Here is a 24663-nt window from a genome sequence, read left to right as displayed (position 1 = left end):
GTTATTTTCAAATTTTAAATACTTAATTGTCTGACTAGCAGCAACATTTAAATAATATACACGAGTTTTTTTATTTCGTCAACAAAAAATTTTTATTTTTTTTATTTTTTTATTTCTTAGTTTTTAAGCTTCTTTTTTGTATACAAAAAAAAGACAGAAGCATAATTACTTCTGTCTTAATTTCTTATTTATTATCGTCTGGTCTTAATGTTGGGAATAATAAGACATCACGAATTGATGGTGCATCTGTTAATAACATAACTAAACGATCAATTCCGATACCTAAACCACCTGTTGGAGGCATCCCGTATTCCATTGCTTCAATGTAATCTTCATCGATTCCTTCAGCTTCATCGTTACCTGCTTGGCGTTCAGCAACTTGAGCTTCAAAACGTTCACGTTGATCAATTGGATCGTTTAATTCTGTAAAGGCGTTTGCATATTCACGACCTAAGATAAACATTTCAAAACGATCTGTAAAGCGAGGGTCATCTGCATTCTTCTTAGCTAACGGTGAAATTTCTACTGGGTGACCATAAATAAATGTTGGATCAATAATCTTATCTTCGCAGAATTCTTCGAAGAACGCATTAATAATGTGTCCAACCTTCCAGTATTCTTCATAGTGAACTTTGTGTTCGTCAGCCAATGCACGTGCTTCTTGGATTGTCATTTCTTTCCAGAAATCTACACCTGTAACTTCTTTAATCATGTCAACCATGTGTACACGTTTAAATGGTTTGTTAAAGTCAATTTCTTGATTTTGGTATGTCACTTTACCGTCATCTGAAACAACGGCAACTGCAGCCTTGAAAATACCTTCTGTTTCATCCATAACATCTTTAAAATCAAAATATGCTGCGTATGATTCTAACATAGTAAATTCTGGGTTATGACGAGTGTCAATCCCTTCATTACGGAATACACGACCGATTTCATAAACTCGTTCCATTCCACCAACAATTAAACGCTTCAAGTGTAATTCAAGCGCAATACGAAGATATTGGTCAATATCTAATGCATTGTGGTGTGTGATAAATGGACGTGCAGCAGCACCACCAGCTTGGTTGTGTAATACTGGTGTTTCGACTTCTAAGAAGCCATTTGTATCTAAATAATTACGCACAGCAGAAATAATCTTACTACGGTTTTGGAAACGAGCGTAACTTTCTTTGTTTGTAATCAAGTCTAAGTAACGTTGACGGTAAATTTGTTCAACGTTTGTCAAACCGTGGAACTTATCTGGTAATGGACGTAAAGCCTTTGATAAGAATGTTAATTTAGTAACCTTAATTGTAAGTTCACCCATATCTGATTTGAATAATTCACCTTCGATACCTAAGTGATCACCTAAATCAGAGCGCTTGAAGATGTGGTACATTTCTTCGCCCACTTCATCTTTACGAATATAAAGTTGCATTCTTCCTGTACGGTCTTGCAAGTCAGCAAAACCTACTTTCCCTTTACCACGTTTTGCAACCATACGACCTGCAATTGTAGCCTTAACATCTAATTCAATTAATTCTTCTTTTGTTTTTTCTCCAAATTGTTCATGAAGTTCTTGGTTCAAATAATTTCGTTCAAAACGGTGTCCAAAAGGATCAATACCTTCATCACGTAATTCTTGCAATTTTTGGCGACGAACTTTTAATTGATCGTTCATTGATTGTTGATTAGCCATTAATAATCCTCTCTTTCCAATAATATTAATATCCAATAATACATTATAGCATATAAATCTCTAGGACTCTTAGATTTATTTCATCCTATTTGCCTTCACGTTCTTTGATATCAGCAAGAAATGCATCAAAAATCTTAATCATTTCTTCTTGTGTATCAGCTTCATTTAAAGCTGCTTTCACGCGAGCTGAACGTGAAATTCCTTTTAGATAGTATGCAGCTTGTGAACGGAATTCTCTTGGTCCCATTTTTTCACCTTTTAAGTTTACTAAACGACCTAGGTGTTCCTTAGCCACTTTAATCTTTTCTTCAGGCGATGGTTCTTCAATTAATTCCCCTGTTTCAAGATATGTGTTGATTTGTTTAACAATCCATGGATTACCTAAAGCTGCCCGTCCAACCATGACAGCATCAGCACCAACTTCATCTAACATGTACTTAGCATCTTGCGGAGTTCTAACATCCCCATTTCCAATAAATGGAATTTCAGTTAAGTTACTTGCAACTTTTTTCAATAAATCCCAGTCAGAATGACCCGAATAAAGTTGTTTTCTAGTACGTCCGTGCATTGCTAATGCGCTTGCTCCTGCTTCTTGGGCTGCTAAAGCATTTTCCACTGCTAAAATGTGATCTTCATCCCATCCTGTTCTCATCTTAACAGTTACAGGTTTATCAACAGATGTACTTACAGCTTTAACCATTTCATAAACCTTATCTGGATCTAATAACCACTTAGCCCCAGCATCTGTTTTAGTAACTTTAGGAACAGGACAACCCATATTAATATCAATAATATCAGTGCGAGTATTTTCCGCTACGAATTGGGCAGCTTCAACTAATGTTTCTTTACTCCCACCAAAAATTTGGATACTTGCTGGATGCTCGCTTGGATCCACTAGAAGCATCCCTAATGTTTTTTTGTTTCTAAATTGGATTCCTTTGTCAGAAATCATTTCGTTGACCACCATTCCGGCGCCAAATTCACGTGCAATCATCCGGAAAGCAACGTTAGTAACCCCAGCCATCGGAGCTACTACAACTTGATTGGGGATTACAATATCTCCAATTTTCCATTCCATATTTTATTCCTCCATTAATTTCTTGCGTCTTGCATAATTGTTGTTAATTCTTCTTCGTTAAATTGATATTTTGAACCGCAGAAATGACATACAGCTTCTGCTCCGTGATCTTTATCAATCATTTCTTGAATATCTTCTTTAGGAAGACTTGCTAAGGCAGTTGCAAAACGATCCTTTGAACAATCACATTCATAAGCAACCGGCATCTTATCTAAAATCTTCACTTCTTCTTTAGGGAAGATTTCAAATAGGATTTCTTCAGGACTCTTGTTTTGTTCATGCATCATTTCTGAAACCATTGGAAGTTGTGCTAATTTCTTTTCTAAATCATTTAAAACTTCTTCGGTTGCATCTGGCATAACTTGAATAATGAATCCACCAGCAGATCCAATTGAATTATCATCTTCAACAAAAACTGATAATCCAACGGCAGAAGGAATTTGTTCTGATTTGGCAAGGTAGTAAGTGAAGTCTTCTCCTAATTCACCTGAAACCAATGGCACTTGCCCTGTAAATGGTTGCTTTAAGCCTAAATCTTTTGTTACTGAAAGAAAACCACTTGTTCCAACTGCACCTTTAACGTCGATTTTGTGACTATCATTTAATTTCAAATGAACATGCGGATTTTGGACATACCCTTTAACTGTCCCTTTCGCATTTCCATCAATCACGATGCCGCCAATTGGTCCATCACCATTGATTCGTACTGTCATTTTTTCTTCATCTGATAATTCACCCGCAGCAATCATTAACGTTGCTACTAAACTACGACCAAATGCAGCAGAGGCCGCACTCCAAGTATCATGAATTTCTTGGGCTTTTTTTACGGTTTCTGTCGCATCAACGGCATATGCACGTAGTTGACCACCGTAAACTAAACTTTTTACTAAATAATCAGCCATATTTCTAACTCCTCAAATATATATATACGTCTATTTTATAACAAATAACATAAAAAATACTAACAAATTGCAACTTAAATGTATATAGTAATCATTTTTAAACCTAAAAAAAGAACCAGCATTTGACTGGTTCTTTGAAAACTTAATTATTCTTCATTGTTTTCTTTTTTAGGATAAAAAGTAACAACTTGATTATTTTCTAATTCTTCTTGCTTTTGCGCTTCTTTTTTCTCAGCAGCCTTCTTAGTTTCTTCGTAAGTAGCTGCCTTTTCACTAGGAAATTCATCTTCGTTAGCTGCTGGCATCTTACCAGTCTTAAATAAGCTAAGAATTTGTTTTTCATCAAGTGTTTCGAATTCAAGCAAGGCTTTGGCAATTGCTTCATGTTGCTCACGGTGGCTTTCGATGATTTCATGTGCTTGTTTCATCGCTTCACCAGTAATGCGCTTAACTTCTTCATCAATTAAATCAGCAGTTTTTTCTGAGTATGGAGCATTTCCAGCATATTGACCTGGCATAATGCTTGCATCCCCTTCATATTGTACTTGACCTAATTTGTCACTCATCCCGTATTGAGTAACCATTGCACGGGCAATTTGAGTTGCTTGTTGGAAGTCATTTGAAGCGCCAGATGATTGTTGGTCAAAGATAATTTCTTCAGCGGCACGTCCACCCATCAAACCAGCAATTTGATCTAAGAAATTCTTCTTAGAAACAATCATTTCATCTTCTTTAGGAAGCATAATTGCATAACCGCCAGCACGTCCACGTGGAACAATCGTTACCTTATGAACTGTACGCGCTTCGTTTAAGACTAAACCAATGATTGCGTGTCCGGCTTCGTGGTAAGCAACCGTTTCACGTTGATGCTTGCTCATAACTTTATCGCGTTTAGCTGGACCAGCAATTACACGATCTTCAGCTTCATAAACATCAGAAAAATCAATTTCCTTTTTGTCACGGCGAGCAGCTAATAAAGCAGCTTCGTTAAGCAAGTTTTCAAGGTCAGCCCCAACAAAGCCTGGTGTTTGCTTGGCAATAAGTTTTAAATCAACGTCATCTGCAAGTGGCTTGTTTTTAGCGTGAACTTTCAAGATTGCTTCACGGCCTTTAACATCTGGACGACCAACTAAAATCTTACGGTCAAAACGTCCTGGACGTAAAAGCGCAGGATCTAACACATCAGCACGGTTAGTAGCTGCAATTACGATGATTCCTTCATCACCTGAGAAACCATCCATTTCAACTAACAATTGGTTAAGGGTTTGTTCACGTTCATCGTGACCCCCACCGCCACCAGCATTATTGCTACGACGACGACCCACAGCATCAATTTCATCAATAAAGATAATTGATGGGCTGATTTCTTAGCGTTTTCGAATAATTCACGAACACGAGATGCCCCAACCCCAACGAACATTTCAACGAAATCTGAACCTGAAATTGAGAAGAAAGGTACACCTGCTTCACCGGCAACGGCCTTAGCAAGTAAAGTTTTACCAGTTCCTGGAGGTCCTTCTAATAAGACCCCAGCTGGAATACGTGCGCCTAATGCTGCGAACTTACGTGGATTACGTAAGAATTCAACAACTTCAACCAATTCTTGTTTTTCTTCTTCGGCACCAGCTACATCAGAGAAACGAACTTTATTTTTAGAACCATCAACTGGTTTAGTTTTGCTACTTGCGCTTCCAAATAAACCACGAGGGCCTTTGTTTCCTTGACCAGCTTGTCCCATCATCATGTAAAAGAAGAAAATAATAAAGACTAATGGTAAGAAATTCAATAATAATTGAATCCAAATACTACTTGATTCTTCTTCTTTAGTATTATTTTTAACATTATTTTTTTGTGCATAAGTTTGAATTTGTTTAACAGCTGCGTCATTCGTTAAGACGTTAGTTGTAAATGCTGTCGCCTTACCTGTACCCCCTGCTAAAGCACCTAATGAACTATCTGCTTTAATCTTCTTAGCATGACGGTATGTCCCCGTTACTTTATAAGTGCTTCCTGAAGGTTGCATGGTAAAGTCTTTAACATTATTTTTCTTCAACTCAGTCACAAATTGACTAGATTGAATTTGTTGGGTTTGTGTACTTTGCTTATCACCAAATAGATAATACAACATACCCATAATTCCTAGGAAAACAACAATGTAAAATAAACTTTGTCGAATAATCCCATTTCCTTTATTTTTCATAGGATACCTCCCAGTTCATTATTTATAAAGACTATATAAGTACTAATAATAGCACAAAAGCTTAATTTTGACCATTATTGACTATCTTAATTATTTTCGTAAACTTCTGGTTTTAATACTCCCACGTATGGCAAGTTGCGATAGACACCAGCGTAATCTAAACCATAACCAACGATAAATTCATTTGGCACTTCAAAACCAACGTAATCAGCTTTAATATCACCTTCTGTACGACGAGCTGGCTTATCAAATAAAGTACATACTTTAATTGAGTTTGCTTCTCTCATTGAAAGGATTTCTGTAATTCGTTGTAATGTTTTACCAGTATCAATAATATCTTCAACAATTAAAACATCACGGCCCTTAACTGATTTGTCTAAATCTTTGATGATTTTAACGTCTCCAGTTGAAACGGTCCCATCACCATAACTTGAAACGTCCATAAAGTCCATTTCTAAATATGTATCAATTTCTCTTACAAGATCAGTCATAAATAAAACTGCTCCCGTTAAGATGCAGACTACCAAAGGCTTTTTATCCTTATAATCTTCAGTAATTTGCTTACCTAATTTTGTTGTCATTTCACGAATTGCTTCTTCACTATAAAGCACTGACTTGATATCGTTATTCATTTTTTTACCTCTTTTCTTAATTTTTATTTTTTCGATAAATGAGTATGTATTGCATTTTATCATTAAGATTAAAGTGTGACAAATCTGTCTTCTTTATTCCTAAGACCCACAGGATTTCGTTACTTTCATTGGCAACAACCCAACTTTGTTCTCGGAGATTTTGGGGAATTTTTTCATCAATCAACATTTTTTTTAGTTTCTTTGTTCCAAATGAAAATCGTATCTTATCACCTGGCATTCGATGGCGTAATTTTAACTGCACTGGTTTTTCAAACGCAAGATATTCATCATCAGGTTGCAAATGTTTGATATCTGAAAAATATCCAATTTTTCCGTGCGCAACTTTTTGCCATTTATCAACGGTAAGTGAAATTACCTCTTGTTTTATATTAACTTTTTTTGTGGTATTTGTGAAACCAAAAACTGAATATTCTTGATAAAATTTAATATTTTTTTGAATATCAATTTCACCTTGAGGTTTTTGCTTCATTTGTAATACTTTTTTGACAAGCGTTAATTTACTTTGCTTTAATTCAAGGGATTCTTTTTTGAAAATCGCCCGCAACACCAAATCTTGCCACCGCTCATCTAATTTTAAAAAGTCATCTTTGCGATATTGATGGGGCTTAATTTGTAGGTCCTCAACTTTTTGAGTAGCTTGTTCATCAATAATTGAGACCATCGTATCAATTTGTTCGATATAATGTTGCACATGTTCTTGCAGTTGTTCTTGTTCTTGTTTTAACTGCGGAATTACCATATGGCGGAGGCGATTTCTAAAATATTCATCCGTTTGATTTGTCTCATCTTCAAAGTATTTAATTTGCTTTTTTTGCGCGTAATCATAGATTTCTGTTTTAGAAAATGGCAGCAATAAACGAATTAATTTGCTATTTTTAAAGTCTCTTTGAAATTTCAAAGCTTCAAGTTGGCTAATATCACCGCCACGCGTTAGCTTCATTAAGAAAGTTTCTACTTGATCGTCACCATGATGGGCCGTTAGAAGATATTGCGCATGGTATTTGTCTAAGACTTGCGCAAAAAAATCATATCTAACTTTTCTAGCGGCCGCTTCAATCCCATTTTTAGGATGGTCGCCTTGATTCCAAGTAAATGTTTCTAGCGTTAACTTATGGTTTTGGCAATAAGCTTTAATGAAGGCCGTTTCTTTTTGACTTTGGCTTCGCAATTGATGATCAATATAAGCAACGATAATTTGATATTGATATTGTGCTTGAAATTTCTCCAATAACGTTAACAAAACCATGGAATCAACCCCAGTTGAAACCCCAATCACTAGTTTTTTTTGTTGGAGCGCTAACTTCTTTAATTCTGCCTTAAATTTTAATTCTAACTTTTTGACCATAACTAGTACCTCGATACAAAAAACGAGACGCCATACTTCAAGTACAGTGTCTCGTTATCTTTTTAACTACGGCGTCCGCCGCGGCCGCCACGTTTTCCTTCTGTATTACGTTTCAAGGAAGTTAAGCGTTCATCACTTTCCTTCAAGAATCCTGCTAATAAAGAATCAAAATCTTTTTTCTTATTGTCGTCATGCTTAGGTTTAAATGAGCCACCATTCGACTTGTTGTGCCCCTTATTACCGCCTTTAAAACCATCTTTTTTAAAACGACCATTTTCTTGGTTATCTTGGTTGCGTGGACGACTTTGACGTTGTGGTTTTTCTGAAGCTTGCTTAATTGATAAAGCTACCTTACCATCGTCACCAACTGAAAGTACTTTAACTTGCACTTCATCTCCCACTGATAAAACATCATTAATATCTTTAACGAAGCCATTTGAAACTTCACTAATATGAACTAAACCATTTTGCTTATCTCCTAAGTCAACAAATGCTCCGAAATTTGTAATTCCAGAAATCTTTCCGGGAAGTTTTGCCCCTACTTCAATAGACATAAAAAGTAATATCCTCCTTGATTCATCTACCATTCAGTATATCACGCACATCTTAATATTTATACCATTCTTTATAATTTTTATTTAATTAATTATTAGTATATGTGCTAATTTGATTATCTTTTTTTAATGCATCGGTCGGTAAATTATAAATTATTTCACCTTTTTTCGAATAAGAGTACTTATCACGAATGACCTTTTCAATATAATCCAGATTATTTAATTGTTTAACTTGCTCTTTTAAATCTTTTTGGCGATCTTTTTTATTTTCTAAACGTTTTTCTTGCTGAGCAATTTGTCGTTTCAAAACAACTGTTTGTCGATAATTAGTAACCATTTTTAAAATTGAAACTAAGGTTATAATCACCACAATCGTAAGTAATGCCTTCCGTCCAAAACGATAATTTTGGATAGCACGTTGTTGATTTTTAAGTTCTTTTTGCTTAGATTGTTGACTTCTGAAATATTCATTATCTAAAATCTTAATCTTACTATCTCGTTGTGGCCTCACCAATTGTTCTCCTTTCCGACGTGTGTTAAACGTTTTAATTATAGCAAAAATTTATTGATTTGATACTTTAGATTGCAAAATCTTCTTTGTATTCTTCTGCAATCACTTCAAATAAATCTTGGGCTTCATTTTTCTTCGTTGTATCTTTAATATCCAAGACTTTAACGGTTAAGGTCTTGTTTCCAAAATTAATTACCAACTCGTCGCCAATGCTAACATTCGTACTTGATTTAGCAACTTTACCGTTGACTGAAATCCGACCTTGATCAGAGATATCTTTGGCTACACTACGACGTTTGATAATGCGTGAAATTTTTAAATATTTATCTAATCTCATTTAATTCACTCATCCCTATTTAATCTATTCATTATTATACCTTGCTTACGACGGATTTAAAATAGCTTTAATCTTAATATTTTCTATAAATTATTGACTATCTTTAGAATTTTTTTGCCTCCTGGCATGTTAGAAATTTCTAGCGGCGTAAAAATTTTTAATTTCAAAGCCATATAAACAAAAACCCCTGCCCCAATGGGAATAGCTAACAATAACACTACTCCGCTTTGTAAGCGGCCTGGATTAATTACCATTTCAATTATGTTCGCCATCATTTTTGTTACCACAAACATTAAGCCACAACTGATGATTAACTTACTTAAAAAACGCTCTTCACCGATTAAATCTTTGACTGCAATCGAACTAGCCTTCATCAAATATATTACTGCAAAAAATAAACTCAAAACGGTCGCTTCACTTGCGGCGATAATCCCCAAGAAATGCAAACCGATTACATTCAAGCAATATTTGCTTACTAAACCGATAAATAAGGCCCACAACAAAACTTTAAATTCCTTTAAACTTTGTAACATCGAGCTGTAGGTATTGATAATTGTCATAAAAATCACACTTAACACATAAATTGCAATCACCTCACTCAAAGCTCGACTTCCAAACAATAAATGGTTGATTTGCGGCATCAAAGCCACCATTCCAATAGTTGCCGCGCTTCCGATTCCTAAGCTTACCTTCATTACCATCTTCGCTTTTTGCTTAAAATCATGCTGCTTATTTTGTTCCAAAGCCTGCGTTAAACTTGGCAATAGTGACGAAGCAAAACTCACTCCAATCACTAAACCTAACTGGACAAGCGGTTGAGCACGATCATAAGTTCCTTTTAAATTCTTAGCGACGGTTTCAGATAAGCCATAACTTTGCAGGCCATTTTTAATCGTAAACGAATCAATCAGCTGCATTAAAATCATTAACGAAACAAAAAAGCAAAGCATCATTCCTTCAGTTAAAAGCCGCTGAATTAAAATGCGGTACTTAACAACACTTTTAATTTTTGGCTTATTTAACTGCATGAAAAATTTCCCTAGATAAATAACTGCTGCTAATCCGCCTAAAAAAGAACTCGTCATCGCTAGCGTTCCCATTTTATAAACCGACCAGTGATATGTGACCGCCATTATCGCCACCATAATAATGACAAACACTCGGACGATTTGTTCAAGGACTTGTGAGATTGCGGTAGGCACCATTTGGAGATTGCCTTGGTAATAACCGCGACTTACAGATAAAAATGGCATCAATAAAAACATCCATGCCACACTTTTTATTAGCGCATCTAATTGTTTATCTCCCATTAAGGTTGCTAGAAAACTTGCTGATAACTGTAATCCTCCAAAAATTAGCACTGAAAAAAACGCCAATATTAAAAAAAGTTGTTTAGATATGGCTAACTTTTGTTCTTTAGATTCTTGTTCAGCAATTATCTTAGAAATAAAAATGGGAAAACCACTCAAAGCAAAGGTCATCCCAATACCATAAAGCGGATAAATTTGTTGATAAACATAAAAACCTTCATTACCAACTAAATTTTCTAAGGGAATCCGGTAGGTTGCGCTTAAAATTTTAGCAACCAAAGCGGCCACTGATAAAACAACTGCTCCTTGCATCATGTTATACGCGTTATTTTTCATTATTTTCATCCATTTCCTCAGCTAAAACCGCTAATAATTTTTGTAATTCAATTAAGATCTCTGAATCCCCCATTTTAGGTTGAATAACCAATTTTAATTTAAAACTCCCATTTTCTTCGCCCACAGTCGCATTATATTGGCTAGCTGCGGTCGCTTTTAATAACTGTTTTGCTGATAATTTTTGGCTCGCAACTTTTGATAAAGTAACTAAGATTTGATCTTTAGTTTGTTTTATCTTATCAACTAAAGCTAAATCTGCTTGCATTTTAACCACGCTAACTTCTAGTAAATTAGCTACTTCATCTGGATAATCTCCGAAACGATCGATTAAATCTTCTTGAATTTCAATATATTGTTCTTTATTTTCTAATTGGCGTAAACGCTTATAAATTTCAATTTTTTGCTTTGGATCTTCGATGTAACTTGTTGGCAAATAAGCTTCGATATCAAGGATAATTTCAGCATTACTCTTCTTGCGAACTTTCTTGCCTCGTTTTTTAGCAACGGCATCGTTCAGCATTTGGGTATACATGTCATATCCAACCGAATCAATAAAGCCATGTTGTTGCTTTCCAAGTAAATTACCCGCACCACGAATCGCTAAATCTCGCATGGCAATCTTAAAACCAGAACCCAATTCCGTGAAATCTTTAATTGCTTCTAAGCGTTTTTCGGCCACTTCTGTTAAAACTTTGTTTGGTTGATACATGAAATAAGCGTAGGCGATGCGGTTAGAACGGCCAACTCGCCCTCTTAATTGGTAAAGTTGTGAAAGTCCCATCCTATCGGCATTATCAACGAACAATGTATTTACATTTGGAATATCAACCCCAGTTTCTATGATTGTTGTGGTAACCAAAACATCATATTGTCCTTCGATAAATTCCATTAAGATCCGCTCTAGTTGTAATTCCGTCATGCGCCCATGAATGTATCCAATTCTAGCTTCTGGAACCATATCATTTAATTCAGCCGCAACACTTTCGATATCATCTACACGATTATGCAAGTAAAATACCTGCCCATCTCGTTTCATTTCCCGTCTAATCGCATCTGCAATCACCGCATAATTTTTCTCAATTACAAACGTTTGAATCGGATAGCGGTTTTGTGGTGCGGTTTCAATTACTGATAAATCACGTACCCCTAACATTGACATGTTTAAAGTTCTAGGAATTGGTGTTGCGGTTAACGTTAAGACATCCACGCTTGATTTTAATTCCTTCAAACGTTCTTTATGTTTTACACCAAAGCGTTGTTCTTCATCAATAATCAATAAACCAATATTATTGAATTTAACATCTTTTGATAATAATCGGTGCGTTCCCACAATAATATCAAGTTTCCCGTCTTTTAAAAGTTCAAGCGTTTGTTTAACTTCTTTTGCGGAATTGAAACGTGAAAGAATCCCAATTTCAACGGGAAAATCTTCAAATCTGCGCGCCATTGTATCGTAATGTTGTTGTGCTAAAACAGTGGTTGGTGCTAAAAATGCAACTTGTTTGCCATCTTGAACTGCTTTAAAGGCCGCCCTTAGCGCCACTTCAGTCTTTCCAAACCCAACGTCACCAATCAAAAGACGATCCATTGGCTTGGGTTTTTCCATGTCTTTTTTAATTTCTGCGGTACTGCGAAGTTGATCATCAGTTTCAGTATATGGAAAGGCATCTTCGAATTCGCGTTGATAAGCATCATCTTTTGAAAAAGCAAAGCCTTTTTCTGCTTCTCTTTTAGCATAAAGCTCTACTAATTCATCGGCGATATCTTCAATCTTACTTGCAACGCGACTCTTAGTTTTCTTCCATTCCGTCCCCCCTAATTTATTGATTCTTGGGGTTTTTGATTCTGAAGCCACATATTTTTGGACCTTATCGAGTTGATCAACTGGGATAAAAACTTTAGCATCGTTTTGATACATTAAAGTTAGATAATCGCGGTGTTTGCCGGAAACTTCAAGTGTTTGCAATCCCATGTAACGCCCAATCCCATGATTTTCATGAACAACATAATCGCCTTCTTTTAAATCGGTATAACTCTTCAAGCGTTCCGTATTACTCATCGTCATGCGTTTGGGTTGTTTTCTTTTGGCATGCGCAAATAATTCATTTTCCGTTAAGAAAATTAAATTCCCTAATGGAAATTCGAAGCCTTCGTTCAGATAGCCTTCAACTAATTGAGCGACTTTAGGCTTGATATCTTTTTGGGTTGTTAAAATGACATTCATATCAAAATCTAACAAGGTTTGTTCGATTTTATTAATTCGTTCTTTATCTCCCACTAAGATAACAACTGTTTGTCCTTGCTTTTCAAACCGGCTCATTTCCGTTTTTAAAAGTGGCATTTGTCCAAAGAATTTTTGAACTGAACGCGTCTTGACATCAATTAAAGAAGTAAACTTTAATCTCCCCATCCCTTTTTGAAGAAGTGTTAAAAAGACACGCGATTGCTTGATTTTCTTTTCGACATCTTTAATTTCTGGTAAAAACTCGACGTCATTTAATAATGAATTATTACTAATTTTTTCTTCAAACCATTGCTCTTTGGCCGCAGTTAATTCGCGTTGTTTTTCTAATAAATTGGGATAATCATCGAACATAATCAAAGCAGATTCCGGCACATAATCTAAAATTGTAGCGGGCTTTTCTAAAATTTCTGTTGCATATGGTAAATAATCCAACTTGATAAAGCCGGCTTCTAAATCTGCCAACATGGGTTGAACATGATTTTCTAAATTTTTTTGTTGTTCAGCAGATAACTTTTTAATTTGTTGTTGATAACGTTTTTGGAGGTTTGCTTTTGCAACTTGTAACTGTTCTTTTGATGCAATAAAGTCTGTTGCTGGAGTTAATCGTAAATGTTCAATGTTTTCAATACTTCTTTGATTGGCTAAATCAAAAGTTCTCATGGAATCAACTTCCACATCAAAAAAGTCAATCCGCACTGGATTTTCTTGGTCAAGTGGGTAAATATCAACAATTGATCCGCGAATCGCAAAATCTCCAGGCGCATCAACTAAATTATGGCGTTCATATCCCATTTCGGTTAATCTTTTTTCTAAATCTGATAACTCAAATTCATCACCTAAAACAAATTCAAGAACATGTTTTTGCCAAAATTCAACTTGTGGTAAAGGACGTTGAATAGCCGCAACTGTTGTCACGATAATGACCGGCTTTTCTTCTTTTAATGCCGTCATTGCTTGAATTCTTAATGACCGATTTTCAGGCGAACTTGTTGCCATTTGCGCTAACAACATGTCTTCAACAGGAAACAAATATACTTGATTTTCATCTAATAAATTACTTAAATCACTTACAAGGGCTTGCGCTTTATATAAGTCATCTTCGATCAATACCATTGTTGCTTGTTTTTCTTTAAAAATTGAAGCTAACAACATTGTTTTGGCTGACCCCATTAAGCCTGAAACTAAATGGCGGCCATTTTCATTTAAATTTCCAATCCAATCCTTAATTTCCGGAACTTCTAAAAAAATCTTTTGTAATTCCATACTTTTTCCTTCTATTTTTTGTTAAATTGATTCATTGTCTTCATAAAATCATCATTTTCAATCCAATGATTTAATGCGCCAATGGCTTGATCAATTCCTTCGTTTAAAGGTGCAATTTGATCGGCTTTAAATGGTGAAAGCACCCAATCAACCACTGACATTTTTTGTGGATGATCGATTCCGACACGTACACGCTTGAACTTATCTGTGCCTACATGCGCGATTAATGATTTAATTCCATTGTGACCGCCAGCAGAACCTTTTTGACGTAAACGTAATTTCCCAACTGCAAGATCCATATCATCGTAGCAAACAATAATATCTTCAACGTCAATGTCAAAATAGTCCATTAACGGACGGACACATTGCCCTGATTCATTCATATAAGTTGTAGGCTTAACGATTAAAACTTTTTGCCCATCAATAAATGTTTGGGCAACGAAGCCTTTAAATTTTTCTTTGTTTTCAAATGTGGCATTATGTTGCTTAGCAAATTCATCCACGACCATAAAACCAACATTATGTCTTGTTGCTTCATATTTTTTTCCAATATTTCCTAAACCGACAATCATTTTCATAAGTTTTCTTGTCCCTTCAAAAATTTTTCAAAATTAATTTAATACGCAAAAAAGGCTGGATAATCGCATTGTTTACCCAGTTTTCCTTCGCTTATTGGCCTCAGTATAACATATTTTAGGAAAAAATTATTTTTTAATGCCCCCTTTTTATCAAAAACATGTTATACTAAATTCGTAAAAAGCTTATTTATGAAAGGATGAAGTACTGTGTCAAAAACACAAAATCATCAAAAAGTTATTTTAGTCGGTGACGGCGCTGTAGGTTCAAGCTATGCATACGCAATGGCTTTACAAGGAATCGGTGAATCATTTGGTATCGTGGACGTTGTTAAAGAACGTACTGAAGGTGATGCCCTTGACTTAATCGATGCAACAGGTTTTAACCAACCAAAGAACATCTATGCTGCAGACTACTCAGACTGCGCTGATGCAGATTTAGTTGTTATTACTGCTGGTGCACCTCAAAAACCAGGTGAAACTCGTTTAGATCTTGTTAACAAGAACTTACGTATCTTATCAACAATCGTAAAACCAGTTGTTGACTCAGGTTTCGACGGTATCTTCTTAGTTGCTGCTAACCCAGTTGACATCTTAACTTACGCTACATGGAAATTCTCAGGATTCCCTAAGCACAAAGTTATTGGTTCAGGTCCATCATTAGATACTGCACGTTTACGTGTTGCTTTAGCAGACTTAACAGGTATCAAGGATCCTAAGTCAATGCACGCATACATCTTAGGTGAACACGGTGACTCAGAATTTGCAGCTTACTCAGCAGCAACAATCGGTGGTCGTCCATTCTTAGCATGGGCTGAAGAACACGGTGTTACTAAAGAACAATTAGACAAGATTGAAGATGACGTACGTCACAAAGCTTACGAAATCATCAACCGTAAAGGTGCTACTTTCTACGGTGTTGCTGCAGCTCTTGCACGTATTTCAAAAGCTATCTTACGTGATGAAAACACTGTATTACCTGTTTCAGCATACATGGAAGGTCAATATGGCTTAAACGATATCTACATCGGTACTCCAGGTGTTGTTAACGGTGAAGGTTTGAAGGAAATCATCGAAGTTCCTTTAAACGAAGAAGAACAAGCTAAGATGACTAAATCAGGAGAAACTTTGAAGAAAGTTTTAAACGATGGTTTAAAAGCTCTTGAAGAAGACAAATAATTAAGCTTTTGTTTTCACGAGGTCGGATTTATTCCGACCTTTTTTTATTGTCATCATTATTGAGCTTTGCCTAATTTTTATGGTATGATATTACATATGTTTTTCAGAAATAAGGGGGTAGAATTGATGATTTTAAAATCTCTAATCAAGCACAAAGAAGAGTTAGTTACAGTATCTGAAAATGAAACCATTTTAGATGCACTCAATAAATTAGAAAATGCTAATTTCCGTTGTGTTCCCATTCTTGATAAAAGTGGCAAAATCTTCCGCGGTAATATCTATAAGATGCATATTTACCGTCACCAAGCTCGGGGCGGGAATATGGATCTACCAGTTACTTATCTTTTGAAGAATGCGACAAAGTTCATTTCCATTAACGCGGCATTTTTCAATATCTTTTTTACAATTAAAGATCTCCCTTATATCTCTGTTTTAGACGAAGAAAATAACTTCTACGGGATTTTAACGCACAACTCCCTCATCAAAATGCTATCGCGCTCTTGGAATGTTGATGTTGGTAGTTATGTCCTTTCAGTTCTATCAAATGGCGAACGCGGTGATTTAATGAAAACCTCTAAAATTATTACCAAGTATACTGACATTGCATCATGTATTTCCCTTGGATTTCGTTCATGCGATCATATGCATCGCACCCTTTTTACCCTTCCATCAGGAGTTGAAGAAAGAACTTTGAATAGAATTGTTAATAACCTTGAACGTAAGGGATTCGAAGTTGAAGAAATCGAAAATTTATCTAGCAACTTTTAAATAACCATAAAAAAAAGGAACTCGGAAAAATCCGAGTTCCTTTTTACATTGCACGTAAACGTGCGATTCGTTTGTCGGTTGCTGGATGAGAATCAAATAGACTTTGCCATGACATTCCTTTAAAAGGATTAGCAAAATACATTGACGCACTACTTGGATCAGCTTGCGTCATTGGTTCTGAAGCCGTAATCTTCTCAAGTGCTCCAATTAAACCTTGGGGATTTCTTGTGAATTCTACGGCAGTTGCATCCGCTAAATATTCACGATTTCTTGATAATGCCATTTGTGCCATTGAAGCAGCAATAGGCCCTAAGATAATGGCTACAATGGCTAACACCATTGCAATAAGTTGTAAGCCGCCGTTATCACGGTCATCGTCACGATCACGGCGATATCCGCCCCACCATAAAGCATTTTGCCCCCAGTTAGCAAGAAAAGAAATTACTGCGGCTAAAGCCATGGCATAGGTTTGTAAGCGAATATCGTAATTACGGACGTGCGCCATTTCATGCGCCATCACCCCAGTTAATTCTTCGCGGTTTAAGCGTTCTAAAATCCCGGTTGTTGCGGCTACTGCAGCATGTTCAGGATTTGGCCCTGTGGCAAAAGCATTGGGACTGGGATCGTCAATGACAAAGACCCGCGGCATGGGAACATTTGCGACCATTGCCATTTCTTCTACCACATGATATAAGGTGGGGGCTTGTTGTTCGGTAATTTCAACGGCATTATTCATTGACATGACAACATCCGTTGATTGTCCTAACATGATTGCCATGTAGACTAAACCAACAACTAAAGCAATGATAACTCCAAGTTTAGCGCTTCCCATAAAAGCATAGCCCATTAGTGCTCCCAAAAATCCCACTAAAAAAATAAATCCAGCCATCACAACGACGGTTTTTCGTTTATTGCGGGCAATTTGTTGGTATAACATCTACTCACCTCATTAGAATTGTACTTTTGGTGCTACCTTTTCTTCTTGCGGTGTTTCTAAGTAGTTAACCTTAGTAAATTTGTGCATCTTAGCCACCATATTTGATGGGAAAGTCACAAGTTTTTGATTGTAAACAGCAGCTGAACTGTTAAATAATTGACGTGCATACGCAATCTTGTTTTCAGTTGTTGTTAATTCTTCTTGTAAATTCAAGAAGTTTTGGTTCGCCTTCAAGTCTGGATAACTTTCAGCAACCGCAAAAAGCGACTTCAATGAGCCAGAAAGTTGATCAGACATTTGCATTAATTGATTAGCGTCAACATTATCGGGTAAGTTAACCATTTGATTTCTTGCTTCAACCACTTGGCTTAATGTTTCTTGTTCGTGCTTAGCGTAACCTTTAACTGTTTCAACTAAGTTAGGAATCAAATCATTACGACGTTTTAATTGGACGTCAATTTGACTCCATGATTCTTCTGTATTAATCTTAGCTTTTTGTAAGCCGTTGTACATTCCGATATATACAAGGACTAAAACCACTAAGACTGCAATAACGATAATTGCTGTCATTATCAAAACCTCCTAATATTATATAAGCTTATCTTACCAAAATTATTTATTTGTTTAAAGAAATCGTCACTTTCTTTAAGAAAAATATAACTATTCTTTGGCAGCTTTCATCGCTTCCACATTAGCTTGTTTAAAATAAACTTTCTCAGCGTTACTATAAAAAATATCCGCTAATTCTGCAGCTGAAAAAATCCCACTTTCTTCTAACCATGAATAAAGCTGTTCATATTGATTAAAGGTCGCTGACCAAGGTGAGTCAGTGCCCCACATAATTCTTTTAACTCCTAAAATTTCTTTGGCTAACTTAACATCTTGTTGGCATTTAATAAATGGATAAGCCTCTGGTCCTTGTTCTTGTTCAATATCTTGAATTGCAGAAATATCCACATAGATGTTGGCATATGGAGCGAATTGATTCAAAGCACTGGTTAAAATTTGTGGATTATCAGCATCTGGAAACGATAAATGACAAACGACAAAATCCACATGTGGATAACGTTTAGCTAAAGCTACAATTGCTTCTGGTTGATAACTGACTTGTTGATAATTTCCATAATCAACCGTCACCACAAAGCCTTGATATTGGGCAATGTAGTGGATAATTTGTTGAATTTTAGGATTATTTGCCAATGAAAATGGCTGATGGAACCCATGTAAGCCCCCGCCTTGACTGATTTCAAATTTAATGGCGCGAAAGCTAATACTTCTACATGTCTTTTCACAATTTCCATCGCATTATCCACAAACGGATCTAAGGCAAATGCCGCAATGAATTGCTCTGGATATTTTTTTACTGTTTGATATGAATAATAATTTTGATAACCATTTAAAGTTCCTTGTAGTAATACGGCTTTTTTAACATCGTTAGCTTCCATTACTTCAAGCGCTTTTTCCATTAAGAAGTTTTCTTCTCCCCAACCATCTGGAATCAACTTAATTATTTCCCCATCATCCCAAATAGCCTTTCCCTTACCAAGCGGCGTCAATCTTCCTTGACCTTTAGAACCGGCAATGGCCTTAACCAAATGCAGATGTGCATCTATTTTTTTCATTAAAAATCCCCCTTTTCCATACAAAAAAAGACTGGGAATTTCTTCCCAGCCTTAAGCGACAGTACTGTTTCCAGTAAGCTAGTGCAGTTCACATCTACACTAAGCAAGTACATCACAATCCGGTGATATTCGTACTCTGTCTATGAAAAATAATCACTTGTCGCCGCAGCGAAACAATCAAAAGATTGCCTGATTTTTCTCGACTCATCGCATACTTTAATTCTAGCGCACTTTAACTTAAATTGCAAACCTTATTGCAATGTCATTACCATTTTATGGTGGGCAATTCCGGCATCTTCAAAGCCTTCTCCAACTACCTTAAAGCCTAATTTCACATAAAATTCTTGGGCTTGATCTTGAGCGCCTAAATTGATTTCAGTTACTTGGGCTTTTTTAGCATCTTCAATAATTGCTTTAATAATTTGTGAGCTGAATCCTTGCTTTCTAAATGCTTCGATAGTTGCAACTCTTTGGATATGCCAAGCACCATTTTCTTCAACTGTTACGCGCGCACAGCTGACTGCTTTTTCATTAATATAGCCGCAATAATACATTGGGCCTTCTTCGCCTTCAATTTCTAAATCAATTGGAACGTTTTGTTCTCTCACAAAAACATCTTCTCGAATTACTAAACAATCACGATAAACTTGTGATGATAATTGATTCGATTTTTCTATGTCTAACATTAAATCATCCTTAAAAAAAATCATTGAATTTCCATTTTAATAAAACTATAATGGACTTGTAGATAAGATTATTCTACACTATTTTGAATTTCATGAAAAGAGGCGACAAGTATGGCTCAAAAGTTGAGTAAGGAACAACGCAAGGCCATGGCTCGCAAAGCTATGGAAGCTCGTGCTAAAAATCCTAGCAGACCTCATGTTTCTGGATTTGCCAAGATCGACGCCGATGCCAAAAGCTTGCGCGATTAATCATGAAATTAAAAAATCCGATTGGACGTTTGTTTTTCAACAAGTTTCCAACCGGATTTTTTTAATTATCAAATTGACTATTGTAAAGGTCTGCATAGAATCCTTGTTGTTGCATTAAGGATTCATGATTTCCTGTTTCTAAAATATGCCCGTGATTCATCACAATAATATTATCGGCATCTTGTATCGTTGATAAGCGATGCGCTACCACAAAACTTGTACGGTTATGTAATAACTTGTCCATGGCTTTTTGAATCAAGACTTCTGTTCTTGTATCAACTGAACTTGTCGCTTCATCTAAAATCAAGATTTCTGGATCTGCTAAAAAGGCACGCGCAATCGTAATTAATTGTCGTTGTCCTTGAGAAATATTAGATGCCGCTTCATTTAAAACCGTATCATATCCATCAGGTAATTGGCGCACAAACGTATCCACGTGTGCTGCTTTAGCGGCTTTAATGACTTCTTCTTTACTTGCATCAGGGCGACCGTATTTAATATTGTCATAAATACTTCCCGTAAATAACCAAGTATCTTGCAAGACCATTGAAAAATGGCTACGTAAATCTTCACGTTTCATTTGATGCGTATCTTGACCATCAAGATAAATATGCCCACCTTTAAGATCATAGAAACGTTCTAATAAATTAATTAAGGTTGTTTTCCCAGCTCCTGTTGGACCAACAATCGCCACTTTTTGTCCCGCTTGAACTTGAAGGTTAAACCCATCCATCAATAACTTATCATCCGTATATCCAAATTGAACATCTTTAAATTCAATTTTTGCTTGGCTATCAATGCTTTTAGCTTCGGCTTGGTTTTTAGGTTGTGGCATTTCTGGTTCATCTAAAACTTCAAAAATCCGTTCTGCTGAAGCCACTGTCGCCTGAATTGTATTGGCAATATTAGCAATTTGCGTAATTGGTTGTGAGAATTGGTTAACATATTGCAAGAAAGCTTGCACATTCCCCAAAGTAACTTTTCCACTTGCGACTTGGATTCCACCAACAATCGCAACGGCAACATAACCTAAATTTTTAACCATCATTGTCAATGGCATAATTAAGCCTGAAATAAATTGGGCTTTCCAAGAACTTTGATAATAGCGTTGGTTTTCTGCTTCAAAATTCTTAATGGATTCATCTTCTTTATTAAAAGCTTTAATCACACTTTGACCAGCAAAGTCTTCTTCAACTTGATTATTAATTAGCCCCAAACTTTTTTGTTGCGCAGCAAAATACTTTTGTGACTTAGGTGCAACAATGCCCACAACCACAAAACTTAGCGGTAACATTAGTAATGCAATTAAGGTTAATTTCCAACTAATGCTAAACATCATCACTAACACACCAATAAACGTCACAATACTTGTCACAAATTGAGCTAAACTTTGTTGCAAAGTCCCGGCGATATTATCCATATCATTAACCGCACGTGACATAATATCTCCATTTTGGTGAGTGTCATAATAGTTAATTGGCAAGCGTTGCATCTTAGCTTTGAATGCTTTTCTTAAGCGATACACAATCTTTTGTGACACATTGGCCATAATTAATTGTTGACCAATCGCTAAAGCTGCTGAGATAAGATAAAAAGCTCCAACTGTGAGTAAGATATGTGTAATCCGCGTAAAATTAATGGGATAATGACTCATTGATTGTTTACTTGCCATCCCCCGTTTAATTCCAGCATAAATCTCGGTTGTCGCTTCCCCTAAAACCTTAGGCGTTACAATTTGAAAAATTGTTGATCCGATTGCAAAGACAAAAACTAAAGCAAACATCCATTTCCAAGGGCCCATAAATTTAATTAAGCGTTTTACGGTTCCCCAAAAATCTTTTGCGCCTTCAAAATTTTTCTTTCCGTGCATTATGCTTCACCTTCTTTCAACTGTGATTTCACAATTGTTTGATAGACTTCATTTTCCGCCATTAATTCTTCGTGCGTTCCTTGGCCGACAACTTTACCATCGTCTAGAACCAAGATTTTATCGGCATTTGTAACAGTTGAAATTCTTTGAGCAACGATAACCATCACTTTTTTCGATAGTTTTTCATCATCTTTTAATGCTTGACGTAACTTCGCATCGGTCTTGAAGTCTAAGGCTGAAAATGAATCATCAAAGACGTAAATTGACGCTTCTTTAATAAGGGCGCGGGCAATCGCCAAGCGTTGCTTTTGCCCCCCAGAAAAGTTATCCCCGTTTTGTTCCACGGTTGCATCTAACTTACCCTCTAATTCCATTACGAAATCCTTAGCTTGGGCAATTTCTAAAGCTCGCCACATTTCTTCATCAGTCGCATCTGCTTTTCCGTATGCTAAGTTTGAGCGAATAGTTCCTTTAAAGAGCACTGCTTTTTGTTGAACAAAGGCCACTTTTTCATGTAAGGCTGCTTTTTGATATGCCTTAATATCTTGGCCATCAACTTTAACACTTCCGTTAGTTACATCATAAAAACGTGGAATTAAGTTAATTAAAGTTGATTTTCCTGAACCAGTTCCCCCAATTAAAGCTAACGTTTGTCCGCCTTTAACGCTCGTTGAAAAACGCTCAAGGGCTTCTTTTTCCGCTCCAGGATATCTAAATTCGACATTCTCAAAACTTAGTTCTGGATTAGCATCTTGATTGGTTTGAGTAAGTTCTGGTTCAATAATTGAATTTTGAGTTTCTAAAACTTCATTAATTCGCTTAGCTGCGGCTGCCGCACGAGGAACGAAAACAAAAATCATTGATAACATCATAAATGAAAATAAAATCATTGATGCATATGTCATAAATGAAACTAAGTTTCCAACTTGCATGCTTTTATCAGCAATCATATGCGATCCAAACCACACAATTCCAATGTTAGTCGCATTTAAGATAATTGTCATGAATGGAAAGAGCAATGAAACAATACTAAAAACGCGAATCCCCGTTTTGGTATAGTCTTGATTAGCTTGATCAAAACGTTTTTGTTCCCGTTCATCTTGACGAAAAGCGCGAATAACTCTCACACCAGTTAAACCTTCACGAAAAACTAGGTTTATCTTATCAATTTGCTTTTGGAGTTTTTGGAATAATGGTACGGCATAATACATTGCTACTCCCACGACTACTAATAAAATTGGAATGGCAATTAAAAATAAAATCGTTAAGCGTTTTTCTGTAAAATAGGCCATAAAACTAGCCCCAAATAACATTAGCGGTGCCATCAACATCATTCTTAACATCATCACCACGACATTTTGTAATTGTAAAACGTCGTTAGTTGTCCGAGTAATAAGTGATGACGAACCAAATTTTTCAACTTCATTTCCCGAAAAATTAATCACATGTTTAAAAATTTGGCTGCGTAATTTAGCCCCTAATTTTTGAGCTTGGGTGGAAGCAAAATAAACATTTCCACTTGAAGCTAAAATACTTAAAATTGACAAGCCTAGCATCGCTAAGCCAATGTGGATAATATAATTAATATCCCCTTTCGCAACCCCATAGTTAATCAGATTTGAGGTTAATTTAGGCAATGACAAGTCCGAAATAACTTGTAAGCCTAAAAAAATGATCGCGCCTAAAACAGGCAAAATTTCTAAATTCTTTTTGAAAAGTTTTAACATTTAATTTCCCCCTTCCTTTGAAAATCCATGTTCAAACAATTCTAATGCATGATAATAAGCATTGATTTTTTCATGCACATCGATTTTTTGTCCGGCTTTGATTTCTTTTAAAGTATTATACAATGTAACTCCAAGCGGCATAAACATTGCATGTAATAACATACTTAAATCTTGCTTATTTTCAATGCGTAATTTTTCTTCATCAACCAAATCATACATCTCTTTTAAAAACACTTCTTGATGTTGGTGATGATTGCGCTGCATTCTACGATAATCTTCATTAATCGCAATTTGATAGAACAATTCAGAATCATCCCCTTGCGTAATTTTGCTTAATAACTTGGGCACGAATTCTTTAGCGGTCGCAAACAAATCTCCCTGCTTATTTTTCAAAATTACTTTGAATTCTTGCAGATTATTTTGAAACCGCTTTAGCATCATGTATGCATAGATATCTTCTTTATCTTCAAAGTACTGATAAAAACTCCCCCGTGGAATTTCTGCTAATTTAATAATTTCATTAATTGAAGCTTTATCAAATGATTTTTGCTTAAAAACTTCTTTGGCTGCATTTAAAATGCGTGCTTGCTTTTCTTCTTTTAAATTAAAAAACGTTTCTTTTGGCATGTATTCAC

The 24663-nt window shown here is 35.9% G+C and carries 20 protein-coding genes and 2 pseudogenes; 3 read left to right on the top strand and 19 right to left on the bottom strand.

From position 1 onward, the window contains the following. Positions 1 to 184: 184 nt before the first annotated feature. The 12 genes and pseudogenes from lysS to pth all read right to left on the bottom strand — a co-directional run bounded on the left by lysS (position 185) and on the right by pth (position 14993). Complete coding sequence (gene lysS / locus JCM14209_RS04815; protein ID WP_025022437.1) at positions 185 to 1681, bottom strand: lysine--tRNA ligase; 1497 nt, start codon at positions 1679 to 1681, stop codon at positions 185 to 187. An 85-nt stretch (positions 1682 to 1766) separates the two neighbouring features. Continuing rightward, on the bottom strand, positions 1767 to 2759 hold the full coding sequence (dusB, locus tag JCM14209_RS04810) for a tRNA dihydrouridine synthase DusB (RefSeq protein WP_025022436.1): 993 nt from the start codon (positions 2757 to 2759) through the stop codon (positions 1767 to 1769). Between the two features lie 14 nt (positions 2760 to 2773). Next, positions 2774 to 3661, bottom strand: coding sequence for an Hsp33 family molecular chaperone HslO (hslO, locus tag JCM14209_RS04805; RefSeq protein ID WP_025022435.1), 888 nt, complete (start codon positions 3659 to 3661; stop codon positions 2774 to 2776). A gap of 146 nt (positions 3662 to 3807) precedes the next feature. Further along, positions 3808 to 5861: pseudogene (ftsH, locus tag JCM14209_RS09095) on the bottom strand (ATP-dependent zinc metalloprotease FtsH). 86 nt (positions 5862 to 5947) lie between these two features. Continuing rightward, positions 5948 to 6493, bottom strand: a complete 546-nt coding sequence (gene hpt, locus JCM14209_RS04795) for a hypoxanthine phosphoribosyltransferase (RefSeq protein WP_025022434.1) — start codon at positions 6491 to 6493, stop codon at positions 5948 to 5950. 16 nt (positions 6494 to 6509) lie between these two features. Next, positions 6510 to 7859: a tRNA lysidine(34) synthetase TilS gene (gene tilS, locus JCM14209_RS04790; RefSeq protein WP_025022433.1), complete on the bottom strand. Its 1350-nt coding sequence runs from the start codon at positions 7857 to 7859 to the stop codon at positions 6510 to 6512. Between the two features lie 62 nt (positions 7860 to 7921). After that, a complete protein-coding gene (locus JCM14209_RS04785) occupies positions 7922 to 8413 on the bottom strand; it encodes a S1 domain-containing RNA-binding protein (protein ID WP_025022432.1) in 492 nt (163 codons plus the stop codon). Positions 8414 to 8501: 88 nt separating this feature from the next. After that, positions 8502 to 8924: an FtsB family cell division protein gene (locus tag JCM14209_RS04780; RefSeq protein ID WP_025022431.1), complete on the bottom strand. Its 423-nt coding sequence runs from the start codon at positions 8922 to 8924 to the stop codon at positions 8502 to 8504. 67 nt (positions 8925 to 8991) lie between these two features. After that, entirely contained in the window at positions 8992 to 9261 is a 270-nt protein-coding gene (locus JCM14209_RS04775) for an RNA-binding S4 domain-containing protein (protein ID WP_025022430.1), read from the bottom strand. An 83-nt stretch (positions 9262 to 9344) separates the two neighbouring features. Continuing rightward, a complete protein-coding gene (locus JCM14209_RS04770) occupies positions 9345 to 10916 on the bottom strand; it encodes a putative polysaccharide biosynthesis protein (RefSeq protein ID WP_338033788.1) in 1572 nt (523 codons plus the stop codon). Further along, positions 10897 to 14415 (bottom strand): transcription-repair coupling factor, encoded by a 3519-nt coding sequence (mfd, locus tag JCM14209_RS04765; RefSeq protein ID WP_025022428.1) that lies wholly within the window; start codon positions 14413 to 14415, stop codon positions 10897 to 10899. The genes JCM14209_RS04770 and mfd overlap by 20 nt, the downstream gene beginning before the upstream one ends. Before the next feature lie 11 nt (positions 14416 to 14426). Next, a complete protein-coding gene (gene pth / locus JCM14209_RS04760; protein WP_025022427.1) occupies positions 14427 to 14993 on the bottom strand; it encodes an aminoacyl-tRNA hydrolase in 567 nt (188 codons plus the stop codon). Between the two features lie 207 nt (positions 14994 to 15200). Between pth and JCM14209_RS04755 the strand changes: the two genes are divergently transcribed. Continuing rightward, positions 15201 to 16169, top strand: coding sequence for an L-lactate dehydrogenase (locus JCM14209_RS04755; RefSeq protein WP_025022426.1), 969 nt, complete (start codon positions 15201 to 15203; stop codon positions 16167 to 16169). A gap of 126 nt (positions 16170 to 16295) precedes the next feature. Beyond that, the gene (gene cbpA / locus JCM14209_RS04750; protein WP_025022425.1) at positions 16296 to 16937 is read left to right on the top strand and encodes a cyclic di-AMP binding protein CbpA; all 642 of its coding nucleotides are present in this window, start codon (positions 16296 to 16298) and stop codon (positions 16935 to 16937) included. Between the two features lie 43 nt (positions 16938 to 16980). Here cbpA and htpX read toward each other — a convergent pair whose 3' ends face one another. The 4 genes and pseudogenes from htpX to JCM14209_RS04730 all read right to left on the bottom strand — a co-directional run bounded on the left by htpX (position 16981) and on the right by JCM14209_RS04730 (position 20182). Next, a complete protein-coding gene (gene htpX / locus JCM14209_RS04745; protein ID WP_025022424.1) occupies positions 16981 to 17874 on the bottom strand; it encodes a zinc metalloprotease HtpX in 894 nt (297 codons plus the stop codon). Positions 17875 to 17886: 12 nt separating this feature from the next. Then, positions 17887 to 18444 (bottom strand): LemA family protein, encoded by a 558-nt coding sequence (locus JCM14209_RS04740; protein WP_025022423.1) that lies wholly within the window; start codon positions 18442 to 18444, stop codon positions 17887 to 17889. A gap of 90 nt (positions 18445 to 18534) precedes the next feature. Further along, a pseudogene (locus JCM14209_RS09090) lies at positions 18535 to 19496 on the bottom strand (amidohydrolase family protein). A 251-nt stretch (positions 19497 to 19747) separates the two neighbouring features. Further along, positions 19748 to 20182, bottom strand: a complete 435-nt coding sequence (locus JCM14209_RS04730) for a GNAT family N-acetyltransferase (protein WP_025022422.1) — start codon at positions 20180 to 20182, stop codon at positions 19748 to 19750. 111 nt (positions 20183 to 20293) lie between these two features. Here JCM14209_RS04730 and JCM14209_RS10200 point away from each other — a divergent pair, with 111 nt between their 5' ends. Continuing rightward, complete coding sequence (locus tag JCM14209_RS10200; protein WP_164476339.1) at positions 20294 to 20431, top strand: hypothetical protein; 138 nt, start codon at positions 20294 to 20296, stop codon at positions 20429 to 20431. 61 nt (positions 20432 to 20492) lie between these two features. On the opposite strand, the gene JCM14209_RS04720 is transcribed toward JCM14209_RS10200, so the two are convergent. Genes JCM14209_RS04720 through JCM14209_RS09675 form a run of 3 tightly spaced genes read right to left on the bottom strand, consistent with a single transcriptional unit; the run spans position 20493 to position 24655 of the window. Further along, on the bottom strand, positions 20493 to 22301 hold the full coding sequence (locus JCM14209_RS04720) for an ABC transporter ATP-binding protein (protein ID WP_025022421.1): 1809 nt from the start codon (positions 22299 to 22301) through the stop codon (positions 20493 to 20495). Further along, positions 22301 to 24028 carry an ABC transporter ATP-binding protein gene (locus JCM14209_RS04715; protein ID WP_025022420.1) on the bottom strand — a complete coding sequence of 576 codons (1728 nt, stop codon included), beginning with the start codon at positions 24026 to 24028 and terminating at the stop codon, positions 22301 to 22303. Before JCM14209_RS04715 ends, JCM14209_RS04720 begins: the two co-directional genes overlap by 1 nt. Next, positions 24029 to 24655 carry a TetR/AcrR family transcriptional regulator gene (locus JCM14209_RS09675; protein ID WP_025022419.1) on the bottom strand — a complete coding sequence of 209 codons (627 nt, stop codon included), beginning with the start codon at positions 24653 to 24655 and terminating at the stop codon, positions 24029 to 24031. Positions 24656 to 24663: the final 8 nt, after the last annotated feature.

Source organism: Ligilactobacillus hayakitensis DSM 18933 = JCM 14209, from assembly GCF_000615845.1.
Taxonomy (GTDB): Bacteria; Bacillota; Bacilli; order Lactobacillales; family Lactobacillaceae; genus Ligilactobacillus; species Ligilactobacillus hayakitensis.
This window is presented reverse-complemented; position numbering and strand designations above follow the sequence as displayed.

Bases quoted from the DNA above. Each gene is read 5' to 3' on its own strand.
- hpt (WP_025022434.1), bottom strand. From the start codon at position 6,493: ATGAATAACGATATCAAGTCAGTGCTTTATAGTGAAGAAGCAATTCGT.
- cbpA (WP_025022425.1), top strand. From the start codon at position 16,296: ATGATTTTAAAATCTCTAATCAAGCACAAAGAAGAGTTAGTTACAGTA.
- JCM14209_RS04770 (WP_338033788.1), bottom strand. From the start codon at position 10,916: ATGAAAATAATGAAAAATAACGCGTATAACATGATGCAAGGAGCAGTT.
- htpX (WP_025022424.1), bottom strand. From the start codon at position 17,874: ATGTTATACCAACAAATTGCCCGCAATAAACGAAAAACCGTCGTTGTG.
- mfd (WP_025022428.1), bottom strand. From the start codon at position 14,415: ATGGAATTACAAAAGATTTTTTTAGAAGTTCCGGAAATTAAGGATTGG.
- dusB (WP_025022436.1), bottom strand. From the start codon at position 2,759: ATGGAATGGAAAATTGGAGATATTGTAATCCCCAATCAAGTTGTAGTA.
- JCM14209_RS09675 (WP_025022419.1), bottom strand. From the start codon at position 24,655: ATGCCAAAAGAAACGTTTTTTAATTTAAAAGAAGAAAAGCAAGCACGC.
- JCM14209_RS04740 (WP_025022423.1), bottom strand. From the start codon at position 18,444: ATGACAGCAATTATCGTTATTGCAGTCTTAGTGGTTTTAGTCCTTGTA.
- JCM14209_RS10200 (WP_164476339.1), top strand. From the start codon at position 20,294: ATGGCTCAAAAGTTGAGTAAGGAACAACGCAAGGCCATGGCTCGCAAA.
- JCM14209_RS04720 (WP_025022421.1), bottom strand. From the start codon at position 22,301: ATGCACGGAAAGAAAAATTTTGAAGGCGCAAAAGATTTTTGGGGAACC.
- lysS (WP_025022437.1), bottom strand. From the start codon at position 1,681: ATGGCTAATCAACAATCAATGAACGATCAATTAAAAGTTCGTCGCCAA.
- JCM14209_RS04785 (WP_025022432.1), bottom strand. From the start codon at position 8,413: ATGTCTATTGAAGTAGGGGCAAAACTTCCCGGAAAGATTTCTGGAATT.
- tilS (WP_025022433.1), bottom strand. From the start codon at position 7,859: ATGGTCAAAAAGTTAGAATTAAAATTTAAGGCAGAATTAAAGAAGTTA.
- JCM14209_RS04730 (WP_025022422.1), bottom strand. From the start codon at position 20,182: ATGTTAGACATAGAAAAATCGAATCAATTATCATCACAAGTTTATCGT.
- JCM14209_RS04715 (WP_025022420.1), bottom strand. From the start codon at position 24,028: ATGTTAAAACTTTTCAAAAAGAATTTAGAAATTTTGCCTGTTTTAGGC.
- pth (WP_025022427.1), bottom strand. From the start codon at position 14,993: ATGAAAATGATTGTCGGTTTAGGAAATATTGGAAAAAAATATGAAGCA.
- hslO (WP_025022435.1), bottom strand. From the start codon at position 3,661: ATGGCTGATTATTTAGTAAAAAGTTTAGTTTACGGTGGTCAACTACGT.
- JCM14209_RS04775 (WP_025022430.1), bottom strand. From the start codon at position 9,261: ATGAGATTAGATAAATATTTAAAAATTTCACGCATTATCAAACGTCGT.